Origin of the sequence: Empedobacter sp. GD03797 (assembly GCF_029842105.1) — a bacterium.
In the GTDB taxonomy this organism is placed as follows: domain Bacteria; phylum Bacteroidota; class Bacteroidia; order Flavobacteriales; family Weeksellaceae; genus Empedobacter; species Empedobacter falsenii_C.
Window position 1 is genome coordinate 22,729 of the sequence record NZ_JAOCFS010000026.1, and the last position, 24,167, is coordinate 46,895.

Below are 24,167 nucleotides of genomic sequence, written 5' to 3' on the forward strand. Positions count from 1 at the left end.
GCTAATCTTCAACCAATAACAAATAAATATTCTTCGCGTTGTCTACGTTCGGAAATTTGTGCATATTTTTTCCACGAATCGAAGTTATTTTAGATGGAAGGTTGTCTTTTTTTAATGTTCGTAATTTCTGTAATGCCACGCTCACATTTTCCACTAATTGTGACGGGCGTGCATAGATAATAAAATTTGATGGAAAATCAGCAATATTTCTTCCATAAGTTTGATGTGCCGATAACATAATACTTCCATCAAAAGCAATCAGAAATTCGCAACTAAGAAAACTAAGCGTATAACGAGAATCGCATGGATTTTCGACAAAAGGAATATTGACTGAATTAAGAATTTGTTGTAAGCGCGGATCAGGACAAATTAATTCGGTCACATTTTCGTAATTGACAATTTCTTTCAGATTTTGAGAAGCCTCTTCTATATTTTCACAAAATAAAAAATGTCCACCACCTACATTAAAGTTTGTAGCAAAGACTTCGTCCATAGAAATCTTTTGGTCAGCATAATTTGGATGAAACAAATCAATGTGATTATCATCTGAATTCTCTGCTGATTTTTCAGTAGCTTTTTTAAGTAGGTTTTTAATTGCTTTCCACATGAAAACTCATGATTTTATATGAAATTAATCAATTACAGCCTAAAGGTAATAATTTTTAACAATATAATAAGAAGTAAAAAAAAAATCGTCCGATTTGGACGATTTTTTCTATTATTTTGAATGAATTTGATTAAATATCATTTCCAGCTTCTGGTTGAATCACTTGTTCTGGACCAGCTTCTATAGCTTCTTCTTGTTTTTCTTCGATTTGATCCAATTCGCTTACAAATTTTCTTGGTCCGAAAATTTCTTCCAAATCTTCTCTAAAGATAACTTCTTTCTCAATTAATTTTTGAGCTAAAACATCTAATTGATTGCGATGTTCACGTAAAATATCTTTTGCTCTATCATATTGAGCTTCGATCATTGTTTTTACTTCTTTATCAATTACCTGAGCAGTTTGTTCTGAATAAGGCTTGCTGAAACCATACTCATTTTGTCCAGATGAATCATAATAAGAAACATTACCAACTTCTTTGTTCAATCCGTAAATACTTACCATTGCAGAAGCTTGTTTTGTTACTTTTTCCAAATCACTTAATGCACCTGTAGAAATGTTATTGAAAACAACTTCCTCAGCAGCACGACCACCCATTGTCATACACATTTCGTCTAACAATTGTTCTGTCGTTGTAATTTGTCTTTCTTCTGGCAAATACCAAGCGGCACCTAATGAGCGTCCACGAGGAACGATAGTTACTTTAACCAATGGCGCAGCGTGTTCTGTTAACCAACCAATTGTAGCGTGACCTGCTTCGTGATAAGCGATACGTTTTTTCTCAGAAGGTTTAATCACTTTACTTTTCTTCTCTAATCCACCAATAATACGGTCAACAGCATCTAAAAAGTCTTGTTTTTCTACGACTTCTTTGTTTTTACGAGCAGCAACTAAAGCCGCTTCATTACAAACATTGAAAATATCTGCACCAGAGAAACCTGGCGTTTGTTTTGCTAAAAATTCGATTTCTACATCCTCACCTAATTTTAATGGACGTAAGTGAACCGCGAAGATTTCTTTACGTTCGTTTAATTCAGGTAAATCAACGTGAATAATACGGTCAAAACGACCTGGACGCATTAATGCTTTATCCAATACATCAGCACGGTTTGTTGCAGCAATCACAATTACGTTAGATTCTGTTCCGAAACCATCCATTTCTGTTAATAATTGGTTTAATGTATTTTCGCGTTCGTCATTAGAACCTGTAAAGTTTGATTTTCCACGTGCACGACCAATTGCATCAATCTCATCAATAAAGATAATTGAAGGAGATTTTTCTTTTGCATTTTTGAATAAGTCACGTACACGAGATGCACCAACTCCCACAAACATTTCTACGAAATCTGATCCTGATAATGAGAAGAAAGGCACTTTCGCTTCTCCAGCAACAGCTTTTGCTAATAAGGTTTTACCTGTACCTGGAGGTCCTACTAATAAGGCTCCTTTAGGGATACGTCCACCTAATTTTGTGAATTTTTCTGGGTGTTTCAAGAATTCAACGATTTCTTCAATTTCTTCTTTTGCACCTTCTAAACCTGCAACATCTTTGAAAGTTGTTTTGATATGATCATCACCTTCAAATAATTTCGCTTTCGATTTTCCGACAGAGAAAATTCCTCCGCCACCTCCAGCAGATCCACCTCCGCCCATTCGTCTGAATAGTAAGAAGTAGATTAATCCGAAGAAAATCAATGAAATGAAAAGATTCATAAACAAACTTCCAAAACCATTTGAAATTTGTGTGTTAAGAACGGCAGTTTTATTTGGGCTCTTTTCTACGTTAGCATAAAAATCTTTTTCAAAATTTCCTGCATCAGCAACATTGAAAATAAAGTTTGGAGCACCTGTAGCAAAAGGATTTAAAGTCTCGTTTGATTTTTTAAACTTTTTAAATTCTTCAGTATTGAGAGCTGCGTCCGTTAAATATACACTTACACGTCCTGATTCTTTTTCTAGATTGGCTTCTTTTACGTAACCTTTTTCTACATAAGAAAGGAAAGTCGTACGGTCTATGTTTTTAGTAGTTCCGCCGGCACCTCCAATATTATCAGAAAATAATAGAAAGGCAATCAGCAATAATCCAATAATGGCATATATCCATGTAGGATTAAACCCCGAAGGTTTAAAATTATTTTTTTTCAATTTTTTTTGGTTTCAGTTATGATTAATATTCCATTTCGATACGCGTCTCTACAGCATCACCCCAAAGACTTTCGATATCGTAATATTCTCTGTATTCTTTTTGGAAAATATGGACAATAACATTAGTGTAGTCCAACAAAACCCATTGATTATTTTGCGTTCCTTCTACATGAAAAGGTCTTTCTGACATTTCTGTTTTTACAGTTCTTTCAATCGAACCAGCTAAAGCACTAACTTGTGTATTCGAGTTTCCGGTACAAATAACGAAGTATTGACAAAATGCATTTTCAATTTCGCGTAAATCTAGAATTGTAATTTCTTCTCCTTTAACATTTGTAATTCCGTCAACAATGCTATCTAGCAAGTCTTTTGTATATTGAGTATCTATCATCTTTTATTTTGTAATTCGCAAATTTAGTGAATCCTTATTAAAGTTTAAACTTTTTAAAATAACTTTAACCACTCTATAAAAATAGTAAAAAAAATGTATTTAATTAGTTTTGATTCTTTGCCTAATACGAATGAGTTCTTGGTGGATTTGTCCAAAAAAGATGCCAATAGTTGGACTGTCATACATGCTAAAAATCAAACAAAAGGAAAAGGTTACGCAGGAAATGAGTGGAAAGTTGTCGCAGGAGAAAATTTAACCTTTAGTTTTTTGCTGAAAACGGATTATAGTTTTCAAGAATTAATTTATTTTAATGAATGGATTTCAAATGTTATTTGTCTATTTTTAAAACAATTTCATCCAAAATCTAACGTAAAATGGCCAAATGATATCATTTTAAATGATAAAAAGGTTTGCGGAATTTTAATCGAAAATCATCGTTCCAATGGAATAATGAATTCTGTAATTGGAATAGGAATTAATGTCAATCAAGCTGATTTTAATCACTTACCAAAAGCAACATCTATTCGAAAAGTAACTGACAAAGAATATGACATCGAGGAAATTTTGGCAGATTTAATGCATCATTTCGAAAATGAATATCCAATTTTAGAACAGAAAAATTTCGAACAAATTCATCAAACATATTTAGATAATCTTTTTAGAAAAGATGAAATCTCGCATTTTAGATTGGATGGAGTAGAAGTGGACGGAATTATTAGAGATGTAAATGAAGCGGGAAATTTACTGATCGAAATCAATCAAGCATTGCGAGAATTTAAGCACAAAGAAATCGAACTTCTTTTTTAATCCTACATAAATGGTTATTTTTGTTTTATGGAAGAATTTGTAGTTTTAGTTGATCAGGACGATCAAAAATTAGGATTGATGGAGAAGCAACAGGCTCATGTAGCTGGTTTGTTGCATCGTGCATTTTCTGTTTTTGTATTCAATTCCAAAGGAGAATTGATGATTCAGCAACGAGCTGCGAGCAAATACCATTCGCCAACGTTGTGGACGAATACATGTTGTAGTCATCCGCGCGATAACGAAACATACGAACAAGCGGCGCACAGACGTTTGGAAGAAGAAATGGGATTTGATTGCGAATTAGAATATAAATTTAATTTCATTTACAAAGCACATTTAGAAAATGATTTGATTGAGCATGAATTAGACCATGTTTTTATCGGAACATTTGATGACGAACCAAAGCTAAATCCTGATGAAGTGATGGCTTATCGTTGGGTAGAATTGGATGATTTGAAAAAAGATATGGAAAAAAATCCTCAGAATTATACAGCTTGGTTCAAAATAATTTTTGAACATTACGTTTCGTATATCGAAGAATAAAAATTTATACAGATGAAAGTTACTGTCAACAGAAAAGCACATTTTAACGCTGCGCACCGATTGTTTAACAAGAATTGGAGCGATGAACAGAATTTTGAAGTTTTCGGAAAATGTTCTTACCCAAATTATCACGGACACAATTATGAAATTATTGTGGCGGTGAAAGGTGAAGTTGATCCAGAAACAGGTTTTGTGATGAATTTGGACGAATTACGAAAAATTATCGCGGTTGAAGTTGAAGATTATTTGGATCATAAAAATCTGAATGTTGATATTGAAGAATTTAAAACTATCAATCCAACTGCCGAAAATATTGTGATTTTGATTTGGAATAAAATTAGAGCAAAATTAGCGACTGATTTAGAATTGAAAGTAACCTTATACGAAACTCCACGTAATTTCGTAGAATACGCAGGCGAATGAAATTAGGTGATCACATTCCAACTTTTTCGTTGGAGGATAATAAAGGAAATTGGTTTAATTCGGACGAGTTTTTGTACAAAAAATATTTTGTTTTATTCTTTTATCCAATGAATTTTACGCCAATGTGTACAAAAGAAGTCTGTCAATTTCGTGATGTAAATGCAGAATTTAATGCTTTGGATGCTGTGATTGTTGGAATAAATGGACAATCAACATCTTCTCACGAAAAGTTTTATACAAAACATCAACTCAACTTTCCGTTACTTTCTGATAAAGGCGCAAAGTTGTCGAAATTGTTAGGAATTAAAAAGAAATTTGGCTTAATCACACCACGAGAAACTTTTGTATTCAATAAACAAGGAAAATTAATCAAACACATTGTTTCAAATGTTGCCGAAACGCACATCGAGGAAGCGATGCAAGCAATAAAAAAAGACCAAGAAAATTAGTTTTCTTGGTCTTTTTGTTTGTATAACATTTTTCTTACAACAACGCGATAAATAAAAAAGATAACCGTTCCAATTGCCGAATAAACCAACATTGTTTGTACATCGCTTTTATCAAACAGATATTTTAGTCCAAACAACACGAAAAAGAAAATGATACTATAAATGATATTTTGTTTCATGTGGTAAAAGTAGGGATTAATCCCATTTCATATTAGTTTTTTTCATGTCATCTGTTGGTTCATCAATTTCAATAATATTTACTGTTATCCAAATAGAATAATCACAGTTTCTAAATATTTCATTTTCTTTCTGTTTTTCTTGGGTTATTACTTTCGCATTGTCTAAATCTTCTTCATCTAAAGTTAAATGTATTGTTGATGAATTATCAGTAAAATAATATGATCCAGTTTTATCTTTTAAAACTTTGCCATAATATACTTTTATGTCATCTTCTTTATTTGAATTTTCTAGGATTAGGCAGATAGATTTGTCTAGTAGTTTTTTACGATTTCTCATTTATTAATTTATAATGTTTAGGGTTGTCTTAAAACTTCAACTCTCTAATTCGAACTTCGAAACTTGTTTCTTTTGCGGTTAATGAAAAGTAAAGGTTAGAAACTAGATATTTGTTATTGCTTCATATTATTTTCTAATATAATATCCTTTTTCATTGGTTTGATTATTTTTTATAATTAAAATATATCCAAAACAATACTGAGTTTCATTGTTAGAAACTCCTTTAGATTTTTCCAAGATATCTCCAATATGATATCCATTTCTATATTTCCAATTCTGATTATTTATATAATAGTTAGAATTAAAATAGAGAAATGTGCAGCATATTATTAGAAATACAATTTCTATTATTTTTTTCTTTTTCATAAAGTTATTTCTCCAATCCTAACTAATTTCTCAGAAGTTGCTAATTGATTTGGATTTGTTCCTGGTTCATTTTGTGGAACATCTTTTCCTTTTTTACGATAAAAATCTATCCAAAAATCATCAATAATTCCGGTTCCTTTGTTTTTAAAATTCATAGGAATTAGTTCAAAAACGTTATCATCACGAAAAGCTCTTTCTATAAAATCGGAACAATATAATTCGTCATCATTCAGAATATATAACCAATTATAAGGCTTTCCGAGCATTGTTTTAGCTTTTTCAATTGCATGAGGAATCGTAGATTGATATTCATTTTTGAGACGATAAATGACAATTTTATTATTTTTTTCGGTTTGAGAAGTATAAAAATGATGTATTTCTTCTCGTTGCGATCCGCCCATTGGAGCAGCATGTAGAACAAAAATAGAATCAGCCGTTTTTTCGATCAATCCAACATGATCAAAATTGGTTTCATTATTTATTTTTGTCACTCTATTTATCGCACCCGAAAGTTCTTCGGTTTGCGCACCAACAAAAATCAAATCTCCATTTTGAATATTTTGTAATGAAATTGAATGTTTTTCTTTTAATATTTTTGATTTTGTACAACTATTCATTGTCAATGTAAATAGGAGTAAAAAGATAGGAAATAAAACGAATATTTTTTTCATTCGGAATGAATTATTACTTTTAATCCACGAATTAACCAAAAAGATGGATTTTAAAAAAATTTTAACCATATCAATTGTCGTTTTATTGATTTTAGTTGGTGCTGCAATTATTATTGGAAGCAACAAAGATCGACGTGTTTTCTTTATTGAGAGCTTCGATAAACCAATTGAAAATGTTATTAATTCTCGTTTGGATACAGATTATTCGTACGAAATTGTAAAAGTAAAAGGTAAAACAAACGATACCATTTTGATTATTCCTTGCGAAGGTTGTCAACCATTGAAATTATCAGGAAAAATAAACGAAAAGTTTATGAACAAATTTGGTAAAGGAAAATCGGTTATGCGTTTCGAGCCGTATAAAGCGACGGAAGGGAATTTAAAAATTATTCACAAAATTAGATAATCTTCTATTTAAGAAATTTTCCTAACAATTAATTCCTTATTTTTGGGAGAATTATAAACTTATCAAAGCAAACAAACAATGAAAGTAACTGCATTAAACCAAAAGCACAAAGATTTAGGTGCGAAAATGGTTCCTTTTGCTGGATATGAAATGCCAGTGCAATACGCAGGTGTTAACCAAGAACACTTTGCTGTTCGCGAAAAAGTTGGTGTTTTTGACGTTTCTCACATGGGACAATTTTTTGTAAAAGGAGAAAAAGCAACAGACTTATTACAACACTTATTGACTAATGATGTAACGAAAGTTGCAATTGGTCAAGCTCAATATAATGCAATGCCAAACGAAAAAGGAGGAATTGTAGATGATTTAATTATTTATAAAATCTCTGATGATGAGTGGATGGCAGTTGTAAATGCATCTAACATCGATAAAGATTGGGAATGGATGAACAAACACAATACGTTTGGTGCAGAGTTAACAAACAAATCTGATGAGATGTCTTTGTTAGCAATCCAAGGTCCAAAAGCAATTGAAGCAATGCAATCGTTGACAGATGTTAATTTAGCTGAAATTCCGTTCTATCATTTCGCAATTGGTACATTTGCAGGTATGGAAAATGTGATTATTTCTGCAACAGGTTACACTGGTTCTGGAGGTTTCGAGATTTATTTCGCGAATGAACAAGCAAACGAAATGTGGGATAAGGTGATGGAAGCTGGAAAATCTTTCGATATCGAGCCTTGTGGTTTGGCTTCTCGTGATACATTGCGTTTAGAGAAAGGTTACTGTTTATACGGAAATGATATCAACGATGACACAACTCCATTAGAAGCTGGTCTTGCTTGGGTAACAAAATTGGATACAAATTTTATTTCTTCTGATATTTTGAAAGCTCAAAAAGAGGCTGGAGTTGAGAAAAAATTAGTTGGTTTCAAAATGATTGAAAGAGGAATTCCTCGCCACGATTATAAAGTTGTAGATGACAATGAGAATACAATCGGTATTGTAACTTCTGGAACGCAATCTCCAATGTTGAAACAAGGAATTGGTTTAGCATATGTTCACACAGATTTTGCTAAAGTTGGAACAACAATCAGAATTCAGATTCGTGATAAAAATGTATTAGCAGAAGTTGTAAAAACTCCTTTTGTTTAAAACAATATAAAGTCAAAATATAAAAAAGCTTTCGAGAATTTCGAAAGCTTTTTTTATGAATTCATATTAATTGATACTTTTATAGATGTCTTTTTTAGATAAAATCAATAAAATAGATTATTAACTACGAATATTATAAAATTGTTAATATTTCTTAAAAAAAACACAACTTAGATTTGTTTAAATATGATATATGTTATATTTTTGAGATAACAATATTACTAATCAGTAATACAATTAACACTAATTATGATTTTAAGACCTCTTATTTAAGAGGTCTTTTTTTATTGAAACTTTTGAGAATCAGAACTTGGTCCATAACTAGAAGGTAAATCTATTCCCAATAAACGATAAAATACCCCTAATTGAGCGCGATGATGTGTGATTTGATTTAGTGCATGACGAATTGCTTCATATTTTGTAAAATCTGCGAAGACTGTATCACCAGCAACAATTTTCCAATTATTATTCAATTCTTCATCCGTTGCGTTTTTCAAGGAATTTTCACCCGCTTCGTAATCTTCGTCTAATTTCTTTTGTAAATCTTGCACAGAAGTAAAACTTGTCGGTTTGTAATCTCCTGTAGCAAAATCTAATTTATCAGTTGTTAAAATCAAAGCTGGCCAAGCAAATATTTCGACAATATGATTCGTCAACATTGTAATGTCCATACTTTTTTCATGAGGTTTGTATGTCGTTTTATCCTCAGGGAATCTTGCAATAAATTCTTTGGTAATTTGATACTCGTTTTGCAATTCTTTTGCTAATAATTCTACTATTTTCATGTTGTTTTGATTTGTAGTTAAAAGGTACAAATTTTTGAAATAATTCATAAAAAAAACTGCTTTACTAAATTGTAAAGCAGTTTATATTTTTAGATATCGTCTGTGTATAAATCAATAATTGGACGAGGTTTTTTTCGCTTGATTTGAGTCAGCCAATAGACAAAAATTCCTATTCCATTTCCAAAAATAATAATCGTAATCCAGACCAAGCGATCATCACTTTTTATCAAATTTGGATTCTTTAAAGCATGCACAATAAAGTATACAAAAGAAATCACGCCAGTGAAAAAACTCATCAATACCAAGAAGATAAAAATGATAAGATTTCCTAATAACGCACTCAATAGCGATTTAGAACTTCCTGAATGTCCTAGCTGCACATCGAGCGTACTAAACATCGAATAAAAAATTCCAAAATAACTTAACAAGCCAAGTACAAATAAAGTGATAGGAACAATTGCCAAAGTGGCTTGTAGCTTTGGATTGTTCAAAAGAGACGTTAAATCTCTGTCAATTAGTAGATTTTTCATCATTCGAAAAATAATCTTTTATTTTTTTTGCTTTAGATTTTCCTATACAATCGGTTAATTCTAACAAAGATGCATTTTTTATTCGTTCGACCGATTTAAATTTTGTTAATAATTCTTTAATTGTTTGCGGACCGATACCTTCTATTTCTTCCAAAACCGAATTATAAGCATTTTTACTTCGTCGATTTCGGTGACGTGTAATTCCAAATCGATGCGATTCATCTCGCACATGTTGAAGCACTTTCAAGGTTTCAGAATTTTTGTCTAAATATAACGGATAAGGATCATCTGGATAATAAATTTCTTCTAAACGCTTCGCAATTCCAATCACCGAAACTTTTCCGCGCAATCCTAAACGATCAATAGATTTTAGAGCCGAACTTAATTGCCCTTTTCCACCATCAATCAAAATTAATTGAGGCAAAGATTCTCCTTCAGCCAAAACTCTCGAATATCGTCTTTCAATCACTTCTTCCATCGTCGCAAAATCGTTCGGTCCTTCTACGGTTTTAACATTGAAAATGCGATAATCTTTCTTACTTGGTTTTCCATTTTTGAACACCACACAAGCCGAAACAGGATTCGTTCCTTGAATGTTAGAGTTATCAAAACCTTCAATATGTCGAGGTTCTGCAGGTAAACGCAAATCAACTTTCATCTGATTCATGATACGATTTGTATGACGATCAGGATCGACGATTTTGGTTTGTTTGAGCTGTTCTAAACGATAAATTCGTGTATTTTTTAACGATAAATCGACAATATGTTTTTTATCGCCAATTTTCGGAACGGTAATTTTTCTGAACGGAATTTCTAAACTCAATTCGAACGGAACATAAATTTCTTTCGAAGTTAAATTAAATCGATCCGAAAAATCAATAATTGCGCGTTCCAATAAATCTTCGTCCGTTTCATCCAATTTCTTTTTCCATTCCTCTGTATGGGACTGTATAATTGCGCCATGATAAATTTTCATAAAATTGACATAGGCATATTCTTCGTCCGACGTAATCGAAAAAACATCAACATTGGTAATCGTAGGCGAAACAATTGTAGATCGAGATTGATAATTCTGTAACACTTCGATTTTTTCTTTAATCATTTGCGCTTTTTCAAACTTCAAATCCAATGCATATTTTGTCATTTGGTTAATCAAATATTGCTTTGCTTCGTTAAATTCTCCTTTGATAATATTACGAATTGCCGAAATTTGCTCGTTGTATTCTTCTTCTGTTTGATAAGCTTCACAAGGTCCAAGACAATTGCCAATATGGTATTCCAAGCAAACTTTGAATTTATGATTTTCGATATTTTTTTCACTCAAATCATACGAACACGTTCTTAGTTGATACAATTCTTTTATCAAACCTAACAAAACTTTCATCGCTTTTCCGTTAGAATATGGTCCAAAGTATTCCGAACCATCTTTGATAACATTTCGAGTCGAAAAAATACGAGGAAATCGTTCATTTTTGATGCAAATCCAAGGATAGGTTTTGTCATCTCTTAACAGGATATTGTATCGTGGTTGATGCTCTTTAATCAAATTATTTTCCAACAACAAAGCATCATATTCAGAATTAACGTTTATCGTTTCGATGTTATCGATATTGCTCACCAAAACACGCAAACGTTTCGAATCGTGTTGTTTATTGAAATACGAATTCACGCGACGCTTCAAGTTTTTCGCTTTACCAATGTATAACAAATCTCCTTTTTTGTTATAATATTGATAAACACCGGGCGTTTCGGGTAAACTCGCTAATTTTAATTTTACATTTTCATTCATCAAAATACCTCTACAACATTTATTTTTTGCTGTTCATCATCAATATAAATCAAGATTTTGGTCTGAATATTATAACCTAAATTTCTAAAAAAATTGGCATATCTATTTACTTGAAAATGATGATCTAAATCGGGTTGACCAGTTTTATAATCGATAATCGAACAATTATTTTCTGCATCAATTACCACACGATCGGCTCTGAAAATTTGTCCATTTTCATCAATAAAATCGCGCTCATTCAAAACCGTTAAACCTTCAGCAAAATATGGAACTAATTTAGCATCTTGTAATAAATTTTGCAAGGTTTTTTGCAGATGTTCTACATTTTCGGCTGAAATTGTACCACGTTGTTTTTCACTTTCAATGATTTTTGGCAAATCATTTTGTGTAACAATTTGCGATAAAATGTTATGAACTGTATTTCCAAATTCGGTGAATTTCAACTTTTCTTGCGCTTTTTCCGAATTGGTATTAATTACTAAACGCGTATTCCAATCCGAAGAATAAATTTTTAATTCAGCCGAAGAATTTTCTATGATTTTTGGAGTTGAAATTCGTTCAGGAGAACCTTTCAAAATAATTTCATCCTCAGAAAAACCTTTATACGAAACAAACTCGTGTAAATAATTTGCAATATTTTTTGATTTCGAAGATTCTTTCGGTTTTAGCGCAATCATATACAATTGCTCTTTTGCACGCGTTGTTGCAACATAAAGCGTATTAATTTCATCCAATTGAACCAAATTTTCTTCTTCGTCAATCTTCGATTTTATCGCTTCGTTTTTGATTGATTTTAATTCATTATTAATTCCAACATAAAATGTTTCGAACGGATTTTCTTCATCTTTTTGTAATGGAATCCAAATTTTAGAATTCTTACTTTGCCAATCTAAAAACGGCAAAATTACAACTGGAAATTCCAAGCCTTTTGATTTGTGAATCGTCATAATCTGAATCGCATCAACACCTTTTGGCGTTTTGATACTCGCTTTATCTTTGATTGTTGACCAAAACTCAAGAAATGAATTCAGATCTGATTCATTTTTCGATGAATACTCTAAAATAACATCCAAAAAACTTAAAATATAAGCGGGCGAACGCTCTTGTAAATGTAAAGTTCGAATCGCTTTTTCTGTAAAATCATACAACGAAAGGTTTTGATCTTGAATAAAATCTAAATCTATCCCAACTGATTTGGTTAATTTTAAAAACTTTGGCAAATCTCCTTTTAAAGCTTTTTCAACTGTGATTGTTAAATCATCCGTTTTGAATAATTCTAATTCATAAGCCACCATCAAAAAACGAATTTTTGATTGCTCGTCTTGAGGATTTGAGGTGATTTTGAACAAATATTCAATCAATTGAATTTCGAATGAATTTTTTAACAACAAAGCTTCATTAGAAATCACAACCAAATTATTTTCGGTCAAATATTTCGCTAACAAAATCCCTTGCGCATTACTACGAACCAAAATCGCAATATCATTTAATGAGAAACCATTTGCTCGACAATCTTCAATTGTTTTAAGAACCAATTCTAAATTTTGTTCTTTAAATAAATCTTTCGAACGACCTTCTTGCTCAATGAAATTTATTTTGACAAAACCATCTTTTTGATGATTAGTTAATTGTTTATTTCCGATTTCGTACAAATATTGAAAACTCGGCAAATTGAGTTGTGGCGCGATAAACGAATACAATTCATTGTTAAATTGAATAATATTTTCGTGACTTCGCCAGTTTTTTTCTAATTCTTCAACTTTAATATTTTCTTCCTCTTTTCGATCAATTAAATCAATCATTTGTGCAGGATTTCCACCTCGCCAACGATAAATGGACTGTTTTGCATCACCAACCAACATAATCGTATCAGATTGCGCGCGTGCATTTTCGACCAACGGATTCAGATTATTCCATTGTAACGTCGATGTATCCTGAAATTCATCAATAAAATAATGATTGTAACGCGAACCAATTCGCTCATAAATAAAATTGGCAGGTTGTTGTTGCAGATTTTTACTGATGATAGTATTGAATTCGTTAATCAACAAAACATTTGAATCTTTTTTGATCGAATCCAATGATTTTTCAACTTCATTAATCAACGAAATTGAGGATATATTTTTCTGAATGGAGGTTAACAAAAGTAAGTGATCATTGATGTTCGCAGCTTTTTCGAACAAATCTTTCACTTGAGGAAAAATAGATTCTGCTATTGCCTCTTTCACTTTCGAAAGGTAACCGTCTTCCAAAATATCTTTTGTATTCGCATCGGTTGGTAAAATTAAACCAAAACCATCAAAGTTTTTTAATTTCTGGAAAAAAGCAGCAATTCCTCGACTTTTTCCTGGTAATTCATTTACCGAAATTCCATTGTTTGCAAGCAATTCGAAAAACTCATTTCCAATTGTAATCAAACCATCTTTCAAAGTTTTTATATCATCAAAAATAACATTTCGATAACGAATAAATTCGTCTAACGAAATGTTTTTTAATTTTTCTAAATCTTGCAAATGACGATCATTAGAAATGTCCGAAGTGTCTGAAGAAAGTGTTTTTCGAATATCCCACGATTTATTTTCGTCCATATTATCCAACGCAATTTTGATCATTGTTTGCGTTAGTTTTTCGTCTTCTCCAATTTTTGAATACAACAAATCAACCGATTCATTAATGATTTCATTTGTATTCATTTCGACATCAAAATTCATTGATAAACCTAAATCTTGCGCAAAAGATTTCATCAATCGAAGATTAAATTTATCAATTGTGGAAATCGAAAATTTGGAATAATTATGAAGAATCGCAATCAGAATATTGTATGCTTTTGTCTTGATGATCTCAGGCTTCAAATTCAATTCCGAAGCTAATTCCAGAATATATTGATTTTCTTTTGGATTAGGATTTTTGGCGATTTCTTCTAACGTTTCGATGATACGTTCTTTCATTTCACCAGCAGCTTTATTGGTAAATGTGATGGCTAAAATATGTTCGAAATGATAATCGCTTTCATTGGTTAATAACAACGAAAGAAATTCTTTCACCAACGTATAAGTTTTACCTGCACCAGCGGATGCATTGTAAATTTTGAAATCGCCTGCTTGTAACAAATTCTGAATTTTTAGGAAAGTTAAACAATCTTCTCAAAAATAAGAAATCAGAATGCCAAAACATGACGTACTAAAAAAGGAAACCCGAACGAGTTTCCTTTTTTTTGAATATGTTATATATACTATGAAATTTTGATTATTTCTTAATTTCTTTTTTTAGCTGTTTTTGCCTTTTCTCAATCTATTTTAGCATTTTCTTAGTGTTTTTTTCTTGTAATTCAAGTTCTTTCTTTTTTTCTTCAAGATGTTTACTCATTTCTTTAGGATCTTCAGAATAGAATGTTTTTACAGTAAATGAACCTAATTTTTGTATTTCGGGATTTTTAGTATCAGTTTTTATAGCTGTAATATCATAACCTCTTGCTTGTGCTTCTTTTAATTGTTTTTCTATTTCCGCTTTATCAACTCCTTTATTTTTTGAAAAACTTAGACTATAACCATTATCAATTTCTTTTGATTTTAATTGATTCTCTAAATAAACTCTATCAATTTCAGAACTAATAATTTTGTGCTCAACGCCATTTTTGTCCGTGTAAATTGAATAACCGTTTTTCAACTTAATATTATTTTTTACTGTTGGCATTTTAGCTGTTTTTACTTTTTTATTGATATTCGGAATGTCTTTTTCAGAATTAAAAATTTTGATGATACTTGAATCTTTTTTGATAATTTCTATCAAACCTTCATTACTTCTTACAAAAACCTTGTCTATATCTTTTGGATCAATTTTTTGCAAAATTTTTCCGTCAGTTCCATATAAAATCGTTGGAGACAACTCTTTTTTCAAGACAATATCTTTTATTTTGATAGAATCATTCAGAATAATATCTCCAGCATCATTCAAGATAATTTTGTTTTGCGCATTACTTTTCAAAATCGTTTTTAACTCATCTTTCGTAATCACTTTTTCTATTGGAGTTGTTGTTTTAGCTTGATCTGTTTTGAGAAGCGAATCTCTTAAAGTAGTTGCTTGATCAAGTAGAATTTCGGCTTGCGATTGAACAGGTTTTTCCAACGCTTGTTCCACTTTTTGAGCTTTTTTCTCAACTTCTTGCGCGAACGATTTTTGGCTAAAAAGTACAAAAGCACTCAATATAAAAGGCAACGAAGCAAAAGACAGAATTTTTACTTTTCGTTTTGATGTATTTTTTGTCATCATAAGTAGGCGTTTTTTAGTTAGAATAAAATTGAAATTACTTGCCATCATAGATGGATTTTGCGTTGCAATACAATCCAAAATTTGATGTTGGTAAGTTTTCAAATCTGAGTTTCTTTGCAAAACATATTCATCTGCCAAAAACTCATGATTTAGTTTGATTGATTTTTTATAGAAATAAATAAACGGATTGAACCAAAAAAGAATTTGAAAAATCTCTATCAACAAAATGTCCAAACTATGTTTCTGAATACAATGCGCTTTTTCGTGATCAATTAAGTTTTGATGCAAACTTTTCAGTTGCTTTTTCGGAATAAAAATATATTTCCAAAAACTATATGGTTGATTCGAATCTAAATCGAGAATATATGTAATTTCTTGATCTTTGATTTTTTCTTCAGTTTTAATTTTGAACATCAATTCGTACAAATTGTAGATAAATCTTACAAGAAATATTAGACCAATCAAAATGTAAATAACATTCAAAATATCACCAAAATTGATTCCTTTTTCTTGTTGCAACAATTCAGGATTTTGCATCAAAAAAGCCAATAATTCGGGCGAAATATTCGTTTCCGTCGCTGTTATAGGCAAATCAATTTTGTACAAAGGCGCGATTAACGAAAATATCAACGAAAACAACAGATAAAATCGATTGATTTTATACATGCTTTCACGTTCCAAAAAAAGTTTATAAAAAGAATATAAAAATCCGGAACAAAGAATAAATTTTATAAAAAACGCAACCATAGGCTATTTCTTTTTACGGTCTATTTCATTGTCAATTATGTCACGTAATTTTTCTAATTCTTCGACTGACATATTGTTTGATTTTGCAAAAAATGAAGCAAATTGCGTTGCCGAATTATTAAAGAAGTTCGAAATCATTCCTTTTACTTCTTTCGAAAAATAATCATCTTTTTTTACCAAAGCATAGTATCGACGCGAGTTTCCCATTTGCTCGTAATCAATATAACCTTTGTCATGCATCCTTTTTAATAAGGTAGAAATTGTAGTATTCGCTGGTTTTGGATCGTCGTAAGAATCGATAATATCTTTTGCAAAAACTTGTTTTCCGCTCCAAATAACTTCCATCACTTCCTCTTCTCTTCTTGATAATTTAACTTTCATATCTACAATTGTATTTTTATTACTACAAATATAGAATTTAATTTAACATGACAAAGTTTTTTTAGAATTATTTAACGATAAAGCACAAAAAAAAGGAGCAAAAGCTCCTTTCTATATTTTTGATTTGAAATGAATTACATTTCTGCCAATTTGTACGCTACACCTATACTAAAATATGTGTTTGTTGTACTTTTTGCAGAAGGATTATGATTGATATCTGTTAATCCTTTTGTGATACGAGCATTAATTTCTAACTCGTCAGTTACTTTATATCCAGCACCTAAATTTAATCCAAAATCAAATGTTTTGAAATTATCAGTAATTGGTTCTTTAGTTTTGATATTATTGAATTCTGTTTTTTCTTTTGCAGAAACCAAGAAACCTAATTGAGGACCAAACTCAACATTTAAACCTTCCATAATTTCGTAACGTCCCATTAAAGGAATATTAATATTATGTGTTACAATTTTGTTATCGCTTCCGTCGTGAGTTTTGATTCCTGCTCCTTGTTTAGAGTATAAAACCTCTGGTTGAAAACTGAATTGATCTGTTACTTTGTAGTTTGCATAACCACCAACATAAAAATCAGTTCTGAATTTAGAACTTTCGGTTCCAGATAAAGTTGGGAAGTTAAGACCTCCTTTTACTCCTAAATCAATTTGCGCGTTTGCTGCACTTAATCCACCAAAAAGTGCTATTCCTAAGATTAGTTTTTTCATTTTTTTTTATTACTTAAGTCTGAGTTATAATATTTAATTCAAAAGTAAAGTTTTATCCATACAAAAGATTGATTTAAATCTTTAAAAATCAATAATGCTTTTTTGACTCACAATTTCTGTGCCTTTTTTGTTAAAAATTGATAAAATTTTAAGATTTACAAAATATCATTTAAATATTCTAAAATAATTTTAGTCGCATTTGGTGAATTTTGAACAAAATCTCCAGCTTTTTTTCCACTTTCTTTTCGGAAATTTTCATCATTCATCAAACGATTCATAATTGTATCAAATTCAGTTTGATTAGCAATAGAAAATCCTCCGCCAACTTCTATTAAATCCACAGCTTCCTGAAATTTCTTGTATTTAGGGCCAAAAACTACAGGGGTTCCAAATGTCACCGCCTCTAATGTATTATGAATTCCTGCACCAAAACCTCCGCCAATATAGGTAATATCTGCATAAGAATAGACTTTTGATAAAATACCAATTGTGTTGAGAATAAATATTTTAGAATCGATTAAATCTTGTTGTGATAATTTTTCTAAATCTGAAAATTTAACTGCTTTTTGATTGATTTTACTTAGAAAAGAATTGATTTCACCATCATTCAAATTATGTGGTGCAAAAACAATTTTCCAATCATTTGTTAACCTTTGATTGATTAAATTCATAAATAATTCTTCGTCTTTTGGCCAAGAACTTCCAACCACAATTAATTTCGAATTTTGTTTAAAATCATTCATAAAATCCAATTGATTATCTTGATGAATGATCTGTTTGACACGATCAAATCGCGTATCGCCCGCAATTGTATTTTGTGTGATATTGATTGAATCTAATAAATCTTTTGACTTTTGATTTTGAACAAAGAAATGATTTATCAAACTTAATTTTTTCGCAAACCAATTTTTTCCATCTTTCTTGAAAAAGTTTTGACTTTCTCTAAAAATAGATGAAACCACAATTGTCGGAATGTTTTGCTGATGTAATTCGGTAATCAAATTGAACCAATATTCGTATTTCACCAAAATCAAAATCTCTGGATGAAGCACTTTTATCAGCTTTTCTACATTCGATTTTGTATCCAAAGGCAAATAAAAAATAACGTCTGCGCCTTGATAATTCTTTCTAATTTCATAACCAGAAGGCGAGAAAAACGAAACAGCAATTTTATGTGTCGGATATTTTTCTTTTAACGCTTCAACAACAGGTCGACCTTGCTCAAACTCGCCTAAAGATGAACAATGTACCCACAAAGCTTTATCGGTTTCAGAAATTTTAGAAGCTATTTTTTCTTCCCAATTTTTTCTTCCATCTACCCAAAGTTTTGCTTTTTCGTTAAAATTCGAAGCCAATTTTAGCGCCATTCCGTACGCCTTAATTGATGTGTTATAAAATCCTTGCACAATGTTGCAAAGTTAAAAATTTAGAATGAGCTTTTTTTGTACATTTGTTGTAATAATAACGACTTTTTAAAGTTGTAGATTTTGAAAGATTCATTAAGTTATGAAAAAAATACAAATGGTTGACTTACAAAGTCAATATCAAAAAATAAAAGGAGACGTTGATGCAGCAATTTTGAATGTTTTGGATTCGGCTGCTTTTATTAATGGACCAGAAGTAAAACAATTCGAAACTGAATTGCAAGATTACTTAAATGTAAAACACGTAATTCCTTGTGGAAACGGAACTGATGCGTTGCAAATTGCTTTGATGGCGCTAGGTTTAGAGCCAGGTGACGAGGTGATTACGGCAGATTTTACATTTGCTGCAACAGTAGAAGTTGTTGATTTATTGAAATTAAATTCAATTTTAGTTGACGTTGATTATGATACTTTTACAATTGATACAGAAAAATTGAAAGCGGCAATTACGCCAAAAACTAAAGCAATTATTCCAGTTCATTTATTTGGTCAATGTGCGAATATGGACGAGATTATGGCAATTGCAAAAGAACATAATTTATATGTTGTAGAAGATACTGCGCAAGCTATTGGAGCGGATTACAAAGGTCGAAAAGCTGGAACAATTGGTCATATTGGTTGTACATCTTTCTTCCCTTCAAAAAACTTAGGTTGTTATGGTGATGGTGGAGCAATTTTTACAAATGATGATGATATTGCGCATCGTTTACGTGGAATTGTAAATCACGGAATGTACAAACGTTACTACCACGATGAAGTTGGTGTTAACTCTCGTTTAGATTCTGTTCAAGCAGCAGTTTTACGTCGTAAATTACCTTTCTTAAATGATTATAACGCTGCTCGTAACAAAGCTGCGGCTTATTATACAGAAGCTTTTAAAGATATTGATGCATTATTAACGCCAGTAAAAGGAGCAGATACAACTCACGTATTCCATCAATATACGTTACGTGTAACAAATGGTAAACGTAATGAATTACAAGCTTTCTTGACTGAAAAAGAAATTCCTGCGATGATTTATTATCCTGTTCCATTACGCAAACAAAAAGCATACGATAACGGACATTATAATGATGTAGATTTCCCAAATACGAACAAATTGGTAGAAGAAGTAATGTCTTTACCAATGCACACAGAGTTGGATGAAGAGCAATTAGCTTATATCACTTCTGCTGTTCGCGAATTTTTTGGAAAATAATTTATCCTAAAAATAATACGAAAAAGCTTCTGATTAGTTTCAGAAGCTTTTTTTATTTTCCTAAATTTGATTTCACTGTAAAAACTAAATATTAAAAATGAGTAAAATATTAGTAACTGGAGGTTTGGGTTATATTGGCTCGCACACAGTTGTAGCTTTACAAAATGCGGGTTATGAAGTTGTGATTATAGACGATTTATCGAACACAGAAATTGGTGTATTAGATAAAATTACTTCTATTATTGGAACAAAACCAACTTATTTTGAGATTGATTTAAAAAATCAAGAAAAAGTAAACGAATTTTTCAAAACAAATAAAATAGACGGAATTATCAACTTCGCAGCGCATAAAGCAGTTGGAGAATCTGTAGAAAAACCGTTGATGTATTACCGTAATAATCTTTTAGGTTTGATTAATCTTTTGGATGCAATGAAAGATTTTGATGCTGATAATATTATTTTCAGCTCGTCTTGTACAGTTTACGGACAAGCGGATAAAATGCCTATTGATGAGCAAACTCCGCTGAAAAAACCTGAATCTCCTTATGGAAAAACGAAACAAATGGGAGAAGAAATTTTAGAAGATTTCTCAGCAGCATTTGATAAAAATGTGATTTGTTTACGTTATTTCAATCCCGTAGGTGCGCATCCAACAGCTAAAATTGGAGAATTACCAAAAGGTATTCCAAACAATCTAATTCCTTATGTTACACAAACGGCGGCTGGAATAAGAGAAGCATTATCGGTTTGGGGAGATGATTATCCTACGCGTGATGGAACGGCAATTCGTGACTATATTGATGTAAATGATTTGGCTGATGCACACGTAAAAGCCGTAACTCGTTTGATCGAAAATAAGAATAAAGCAAAGCTAGAATTCTTTAATCTTGGAACGGGAACAGGATCTACGGTTTTAGAAGTTGTTCACGCATTTGAAGATGCGAATGATTTGAAATTGAAATACGAAATCAAAGAGCGTCGTGCAGGTGATATTATCGAAGCTTATGCAAATAACTCTTTAGCAGAAAAAGAATTGGTTTGGAAACCTGAAACAAAATTGTCAGAAAGTATGCGTACAGCTTGGGAATGGCAAAAAAGTTTAGAAAAATAAAAGATGATTGATTTACCAACAGCGGGTTTATTAGTTATTAAAAATAATAAACTGCTTTTGACATTTAGCAAAAATAAAAAAGCGTGGTATTTACCAGGTGGAAAAATTGATAAAGGTGAAAATTCTGAAACAGCTTTGGTAAGAGAAATAAAAGAAGAATTGAGTTTGGATTTGGTAAAAGAAGAACTCAATTTTTATTGTCATATTACGGCCGAAGCGTATGGAGAGCAAAACCTTTTGATGGAACAAGATTGTTTTTTGTACGATTTGAACGAAGAAATAAAACCAACAAACGAAATTGAAGCTTACAACTATTTTTCTTTTGAAGAATATTTACAAGAGGAAATTCAAGTAATTGGTGTGATCAAAGTTTTTGAAAAATTGACAAAAGATCATTTATTGAACTAAAAATAATTTCAAAAATAAAAGGCAATCCGTAATCGAGATTGCCTTTTATTTTTTATTATTTAGTTTTTTTCAAGATGTATTTATCTTTTAAATTTCCTGTGATCTCTTTTCCTTGTTGATCCAAAACTTTCAATCTATTTTCTTCAACTTTCAACACTAACGGACTTACATTCGAATTTAAATGTAATACATTTCCAGAAGCATCCCATTTATAAAATCCTTCGTCTTGATAAACTGTTTCTTTTCCTAAATATTCTTGCTCAATAAAAAAGTTTCCATCTTTTTTCAATTCAACAATATATTTTATTCCCTCACAATCGGCGCAAGGTAAAGTTCCTTCATATTTTCCAGCCCAATCCAACGAATTCATAGAATTGTGTTCTTTTTTTACAGCGTCTGTAATTTCTTTAGAAGAATCTGTATTTTTTTGTTCTTGTTGAACACCTTTTGATTGGCAAGAGAATATAATGAAAGATGCGATAATACTCGCGAAAATAGATTTTTTCATAAATTAATTTTATGATATTTTTAACAACAAATTTGATACCAAATTACGACTATATTTTTCTAACTTTCAACTAAAATTTTATAAAATGTTTCACTCAAAAAAAATACAAACACCTCTTGGAGAAATGCTTGCAATAAAGTCGGAAAAAGGACTTTGTATGTTAGAGTTTTTTGATGGAAAATCGACTGAAAAACAACTCAAAGAAATAGAAAACTTGGGTGAAATTTTGGAAAAAGATGATGAAGTTTTGAATCGTTTAGAAAATGAATTGAACGATTATTTTAAGGGAAATTTAAAAGAATTTAGCATTCCACTTGATTTGATTGGAACAGATTTCCAGAAAAAAGTTTGGAACGAATTAATTAAAATTCCATTTGGAGAAACAAGATCATACAAAGAACAATCGATAGCTGTTGGAGATTTATTAGCGATACGAGCAGTTGCAAATGCGAATGGGAAAAACAAAATTGCAATTGTGGTGCCTTGTCATCGCGTAATTGGCTCAGATGGTTCGTTAACTGGATATGCAGGCGGAAAGAAACGCAAACAATTTTTGTTGGAATTAGAATCGAAACAATTGAATCTGTTTTAGAAAAAATAATTGTAAATTAGCCAATCAGAAAAGTAATGTATGAGTGTTGAGCTATTACCAGATGGAAGAGTAAAAAAACCTGAATGGTTACGTGTAAAATTGCCTACGGGGAAAAAACATCGCGAATTAAGGGGTTTAGTAGATAAATATAAATTGAACACCATTTGCCAAAGTGGAAGCTGTCCTAATATGGGTGAATGTTGGGGTGAAGGAACTGCAACATTTATGATTTTGGGAAATGTATGTACGCGTTCATGCGGTTTTTGTGGTGTAAAAACTGGTCGTCCAGAGCAAGTGGATTGGGCAGAACCAGAAAAAGTTGCGCGTTCTATCAAATTAATGCAAATAAAACATGCGGTTTTAACTTCTGTTGACCGTGATGATTTAAAAGATATGGGATCGATTATTTGGGCAGAAACAATACATGCTGTTCGTAGAATTAGCCCAGGAACAACGATGGAAACATTGATTCCAGATTTTCAAGGAGTCGAAAAACACATCGATCGTATTGTAGAAGCTGCTCCAGAAGTGCTTTCTCATAATATGGAAACGGTTCGTCGTTTAACGCGCGAAGTTCGTATTCAAGCAAAATATGATCGTTCGTTAAAAGTTTTACGTTATGCAAAAGAAGCAGGTCAACGTCGTACAAAGACAGGAATTATGCTTGGTTTGGGTGAATTTGAAGACGAAGTTTTCGAAACAATTCAGGAAGTTGCTGATGCAAATGTAGATGTCATTACAATTGGTCAATATTTACAGCCAACGAAAAAGCATTTACCTTTGAAAGAGTTTATCACGCCAGAACAATTCAAAAAATACGAAGATTTCGCACGTGGATTAGGATTCCGTCATGTAGAATCTGGACCCTTGGTTCGTTCTTCTTATCACGCAGAGAAACATATTTTATAAATAGATTTATTATCATATTTTAAAGAGACACAAGTTATTGTGTCTCTTTTTTGTTATATTTAAATCTTAATCACTAAATATGAAGAAACTAATCGCACTAATCATTTTAATTTCAAGCTATACAAATGCTCAATTTTATGAGGTAGAATATGAGACTCAGATTAAAGTAAAATACAATGAAAAAGGTTTAGATTTTTATAAAGAGATTTCTGATCCTGAAGTAAGAAAACAAAATATTGATCAGAATGAAAATCCTCCTGCTTTAGATTTTAAATTTATTTTCAATAATGATGAAGCAAATGTAATTGAATTACCAAAAG

At 31.2% G+C, this 24,167-nt stretch carries 27 protein-coding genes; 12 read left to right on the plus strand and 15 right to left on the minus strand.

Features of this window, described 5'->3' with window-relative positions:
• Position 1 precedes the first annotated feature (1 nt).
• The 3 genes from N5D90_RS13875 to rsfS form a co-directional block, all read right to left on the minus strand.
• Positions 2–607, minus strand: coding sequence for a hypothetical protein (locus N5D90_RS13875; protein ID WP_115001593.1), 606 nt, complete (start codon positions 605–607; stop codon positions 2–4).
• Positions 608–737: 130 nt separating this feature from the next.
• Positions 738–2,750, minus strand: a complete 2,013-nt coding sequence (gene ftsH, locus N5D90_RS13880) for an ATP-dependent zinc metalloprotease FtsH (RefSeq protein WP_280045261.1) — start codon at positions 2,748–2,750, stop codon at positions 738–740.
• Between the two features lie 22 nt (positions 2,751–2,772).
• Positions 2,773–3,141, minus strand: coding sequence for a ribosome silencing factor (rsfS, locus tag N5D90_RS13885; protein WP_038331822.1), 369 nt, complete (start codon positions 3,139–3,141; stop codon positions 2,773–2,775).
• A gap of 93 nt (positions 3,142–3,234) precedes the next feature.
• Between rsfS and N5D90_RS13890 the strand changes: the two genes are divergently transcribed.
• Genes N5D90_RS13890 through N5D90_RS13905 form a run of 4 tightly spaced genes read left to right on the plus strand, consistent with a single transcriptional unit; the run spans position 3,235 to position 5,363 of the window.
• Positions 3,235–3,948 (plus strand): biotin--[acetyl-CoA-carboxylase] ligase, encoded by a 714-nt coding sequence (locus N5D90_RS13890; protein ID WP_115001589.1) that lies wholly within the window; start codon positions 3,235–3,237, stop codon positions 3,946–3,948.
• Between the two features lie 27 nt (positions 3,949–3,975).
• Positions 3,976–4,491, plus strand: a complete 516-nt coding sequence (gene idi, locus N5D90_RS13895; protein ID WP_115001587.1) for an isopentenyl-diphosphate Delta-isomerase — start codon at positions 3,976–3,978, stop codon at positions 4,489–4,491.
• A gap of 12 nt (positions 4,492–4,503) precedes the next feature.
• A complete protein-coding gene (locus tag N5D90_RS13900) occupies positions 4,504–4,914 on the plus strand; it encodes a 6-carboxytetrahydropterin synthase (protein WP_038331829.1) in 411 nt (136 codons plus the stop codon).
• Complete coding sequence (locus N5D90_RS13905; protein ID WP_280062891.1) at positions 4,911–5,363, plus strand: peroxiredoxin; 453 nt, start codon at positions 4,911–4,913, stop codon at positions 5,361–5,363. Before N5D90_RS13900 ends, N5D90_RS13905 begins: the two co-directional genes overlap by 4 nt.
• On the opposite strand, the gene N5D90_RS13910 is transcribed toward N5D90_RS13905, so the two are convergent.
• From N5D90_RS13910 to N5D90_RS13920, 3 genes are all read right to left on the minus strand, one after another.
• The gene (locus N5D90_RS13910) at positions 5,360–5,542 is read right to left on the minus strand and encodes a hypothetical protein (RefSeq protein ID WP_038331833.1); all 183 of its coding nucleotides are present in this window, start codon (positions 5,540–5,542) and stop codon (positions 5,360–5,362) included. The genes N5D90_RS13905 and N5D90_RS13910 overlap by 4 nt on opposite strands.
• Before the next feature lie 16 nt (positions 5,543–5,558).
• Positions 5,559–5,879: a hypothetical protein gene (locus N5D90_RS13915; protein ID WP_115001582.1), complete on the minus strand. Its 321-nt coding sequence runs from the start codon at positions 5,877–5,879 to the stop codon at positions 5,559–5,561.
• Positions 5,880–6,241: 362 nt separating this feature from the next.
• Positions 6,242–6,916: a YiiX/YebB-like N1pC/P60 family cysteine hydrolase gene (locus N5D90_RS13920; RefSeq protein WP_181816327.1), complete on the minus strand. Its 675-nt coding sequence runs from the start codon at positions 6,914–6,916 to the stop codon at positions 6,242–6,244.
• 43 nt (positions 6,917–6,959) lie between these two features.
• Between N5D90_RS13920 and N5D90_RS13925 the strand changes: the two genes are divergently transcribed.
• Positions 6,960–7,322: a hypothetical protein gene (locus N5D90_RS13925; RefSeq protein WP_115001578.1), complete on the plus strand. Its 363-nt coding sequence runs from the start codon at positions 6,960–6,962 to the stop codon at positions 7,320–7,322.
• Positions 7,323–7,400: 78 nt separating this feature from the next.
• On the plus strand, positions 7,401–8,477 hold the full coding sequence (gene gcvT, locus N5D90_RS13930; protein ID WP_115001576.1) for a glycine cleavage system aminomethyltransferase GcvT: 1,077 nt from the start codon (positions 7,401–7,403) through the stop codon (positions 8,475–8,477).
• 284 nt (positions 8,478–8,761) lie between these two features.
• Here gcvT and N5D90_RS13935 read toward each other — a convergent pair whose 3' ends face one another.
• The 8 genes from N5D90_RS13935 to N5D90_RS13970 all read right to left on the minus strand — a co-directional run bounded on the left by N5D90_RS13935 (position 8,762) and on the right by N5D90_RS13970 (position 19,103).
• Positions 8,762–9,262, minus strand: a complete 501-nt coding sequence (locus N5D90_RS13935) for a DinB family protein (protein WP_280062894.1) — start codon at positions 9,260–9,262, stop codon at positions 8,762–8,764.
• Between the two features lie 89 nt (positions 9,263–9,351).
• The gene (locus tag N5D90_RS13940) at positions 9,352–9,792 is read right to left on the minus strand and encodes a hypothetical protein (protein ID WP_236688169.1); all 441 of its coding nucleotides are present in this window, start codon (positions 9,790–9,792) and stop codon (positions 9,352–9,354) included.
• Positions 9,773–11,581 carry an excinuclease ABC subunit UvrC gene (gene uvrC / locus N5D90_RS13945; RefSeq protein WP_125348623.1) on the minus strand — a complete coding sequence of 603 codons (1,809 nt, stop codon included), beginning with the start codon at positions 11,579–11,581 and terminating at the stop codon, positions 9,773–9,775. Before uvrC ends, N5D90_RS13940 begins: the two co-directional genes overlap by 20 nt.
• A complete protein-coding gene (locus N5D90_RS13950; RefSeq protein ID WP_280062895.1) occupies positions 11,581–14,691 on the minus strand; it encodes an exodeoxyribonuclease V subunit beta in 3,111 nt (1,036 codons plus the stop codon). Before N5D90_RS13950 ends, uvrC begins: the two co-directional genes overlap by 1 nt.
• Before the next feature lie 181 nt (positions 14,692–14,872).
• On the minus strand, positions 14,873–16,516 hold the full coding sequence (locus N5D90_RS13955) for a M56 family metallopeptidase (protein WP_280062896.1): 1,644 nt from the start codon (positions 16,514–16,516) through the stop codon (positions 14,873–14,875).
• Between the two features lie 84 nt (positions 16,517–16,600).
• A complete protein-coding gene (locus N5D90_RS13960; RefSeq protein WP_038331851.1) occupies positions 16,601–16,978 on the minus strand; it encodes a BlaI/MecI/CopY family transcriptional regulator in 378 nt (125 codons plus the stop codon).
• 134 nt (positions 16,979–17,112) lie between these two features.
• A complete protein-coding gene (locus tag N5D90_RS13965; protein WP_280062898.1) occupies positions 17,113–17,697 on the minus strand; it encodes a porin family protein in 585 nt (194 codons plus the stop codon).
• Between the two features lie 155 nt (positions 17,698–17,852).
• Positions 17,853–19,103 (minus strand): 3-deoxy-D-manno-octulosonic acid transferase, encoded by a 1,251-nt coding sequence (locus N5D90_RS13970; protein ID WP_280062900.1) that lies wholly within the window; start codon positions 19,101–19,103, stop codon positions 17,853–17,855.
• Between the two features lie 100 nt (positions 19,104–19,203).
• On the opposite strand from N5D90_RS13970, the gene N5D90_RS13975 reads away from it, so the two are divergent.
• From N5D90_RS13975 to N5D90_RS13985, 3 genes are all read left to right on the plus strand, one after another.
• The gene (locus tag N5D90_RS13975; protein ID WP_280062902.1) at positions 19,204–20,319 is read left to right on the plus strand and encodes a DegT/DnrJ/EryC1/StrS family aminotransferase; all 1,116 of its coding nucleotides are present in this window, start codon (positions 19,204–19,206) and stop codon (positions 20,317–20,319) included.
• A 97-nt stretch (positions 20,320–20,416) separates the two neighbouring features.
• The gene (gene galE / locus N5D90_RS13980; protein ID WP_280062903.1) at positions 20,417–21,430 is read left to right on the plus strand and encodes a UDP-glucose 4-epimerase GalE; all 1,014 of its coding nucleotides are present in this window, start codon (positions 20,417–20,419) and stop codon (positions 21,428–21,430) included.
• 3 nt (positions 21,431–21,433) lie between these two features.
• Positions 21,434–21,838, plus strand: coding sequence for an NUDIX domain-containing protein (locus tag N5D90_RS13985; protein WP_280062905.1), 405 nt, complete (start codon positions 21,434–21,436; stop codon positions 21,836–21,838).
• A 55-nt stretch (positions 21,839–21,893) separates the two neighbouring features.
• Here the strand turns inward: N5D90_RS13985 and N5D90_RS13990 are convergent, their stop codons facing one another.
• A complete protein-coding gene (locus N5D90_RS13990) occupies positions 21,894–22,346 on the minus strand; it encodes a copper resistance protein NlpE (RefSeq protein ID WP_280062907.1) in 453 nt (150 codons plus the stop codon).
• Between the two features lie 85 nt (positions 22,347–22,431).
• On the opposite strand from N5D90_RS13990, the gene N5D90_RS13995 reads away from it, so the two are divergent.
• From N5D90_RS13995 to N5D90_RS14005, 3 genes are all read left to right on the plus strand, one after another.
• Complete coding sequence (locus N5D90_RS13995) at positions 22,432–22,938, plus strand: methylated-DNA--[protein]-cysteine S-methyltransferase (protein WP_280062909.1); 507 nt, start codon at positions 22,432–22,434, stop codon at positions 22,936–22,938.
• A 39-nt stretch (positions 22,939–22,977) separates the two neighbouring features.
• A complete protein-coding gene (lipA, locus tag N5D90_RS14000; protein ID WP_280062911.1) occupies positions 22,978–23,847 on the plus strand; it encodes a lipoyl synthase in 870 nt (289 codons plus the stop codon).
• 79 nt (positions 23,848–23,926) lie between these two features.
• Positions 23,927–24,167 (plus strand): hypothetical protein (locus N5D90_RS14005; RefSeq protein ID WP_280062912.1); only part of this gene is annotated, 241 nt, incomplete at its 3' end.

Coding starts and splice junctions, on each gene's coding strand:
- N5D90_RS13975 (WP_280062902.1), top strand. CDS start 19,204: ATGAAAAAAATACAAATGGTTGACTTACAAAGTCAATATCAAAAAATA.
- N5D90_RS13965 (WP_280062898.1), bottom strand. CDS start 17,697: ATGAAAAAACTAATCTTAGGAATAGCACTTTTTGGTGGATTAAGTGCA.
- uvrC (WP_125348623.1), bottom strand. CDS start 11,581: ATGAATGAAAATGTAAAATTAAAATTAGCGAGTTTACCCGAAACGCCC.
- gcvT (WP_115001576.1), top strand. CDS start 7,401: ATGAAAGTAACTGCATTAAACCAAAAGCACAAAGATTTAGGTGCGAAA.
- idi (WP_115001587.1), top strand. CDS start 3,976: ATGGAAGAATTTGTAGTTTTAGTTGATCAGGACGATCAAAAATTAGGA.
- N5D90_RS13940 (WP_236688169.1), bottom strand. CDS start 9,792: ATGAAAAATCTACTAATTGACAGAGATTTAACGTCTCTTTTGAACAAT.
- N5D90_RS13890 (WP_115001589.1), top strand. CDS start 3,235: ATGTATTTAATTAGTTTTGATTCTTTGCCTAATACGAATGAGTTCTTG.
- N5D90_RS13920 (WP_181816327.1), bottom strand. CDS start 6,916: ATGAAAAAAATATTCGTTTTATTTCCTATCTTTTTACTCCTATTTACA.
- N5D90_RS13995 (WP_280062909.1), top strand. CDS start 22,432: ATGTTTCACTCAAAAAAAATACAAACACCTCTTGGAGAAATGCTTGCA.
- N5D90_RS13960 (WP_038331851.1), bottom strand. CDS start 16,978: ATGAAAGTTAAATTATCAAGAAGAGAAGAGGAAGTGATGGAAGTTATT.
- N5D90_RS13875 (WP_115001593.1), bottom strand. CDS start 607: ATGTGGAAAGCAATTAAAAACCTACTTAAAAAAGCTACTGAAAAATCA.
- N5D90_RS13990 (WP_280062907.1), bottom strand. CDS start 22,346: ATGAAAAAATCTATTTTCGCGAGTATTATCGCATCTTTCATTATATTC.
- galE (WP_280062903.1), top strand. CDS start 20,417: ATGAGTAAAATATTAGTAACTGGAGGTTTGGGTTATATTGGCTCGCAC.
- N5D90_RS13955 (WP_280062896.1), bottom strand. CDS start 16,516: ATGTATAAAATCAATCGATTTTATCTGTTGTTTTCGTTGATATTTTCG.
- N5D90_RS13915 (WP_115001582.1), bottom strand. CDS start 5,879: ATGAGAAATCGTAAAAAACTACTAGACAAATCTATCTGCCTAATCCTA.
- N5D90_RS13925 (WP_115001578.1), top strand. CDS start 6,960: ATGGATTTTAAAAAAATTTTAACCATATCAATTGTCGTTTTATTGATT.
- lipA (WP_280062911.1), top strand. CDS start 22,978: ATGAGTGTTGAGCTATTACCAGATGGAAGAGTAAAAAAACCTGAATGG.
- N5D90_RS13900 (WP_038331829.1), top strand. CDS start 4,504: ATGAAAGTTACTGTCAACAGAAAAGCACATTTTAACGCTGCGCACCGA.
- N5D90_RS13910 (WP_038331833.1), bottom strand. CDS start 5,542: ATGAAACAAAATATCATTTATAGTATCATTTTCTTTTTCGTGTTGTTT.
- N5D90_RS13985 (WP_280062905.1), top strand. CDS start 21,434: ATGATTGATTTACCAACAGCGGGTTTATTAGTTATTAAAAATAATAAA.
- N5D90_RS13935 (WP_280062894.1), bottom strand. CDS start 9,262: ATGAAAATAGTAGAATTATTAGCAAAAGAATTGCAAAACGAGTATCAA.
- N5D90_RS13905 (WP_280062891.1), top strand. CDS start 4,911: ATGAAATTAGGTGATCACATTCCAACTTTTTCGTTGGAGGATAATAAA.
- rsfS (WP_038331822.1), bottom strand. CDS start 3,141: ATGATAGATACTCAATATACAAAAGACTTGCTAGATAGCATTGTTGAC.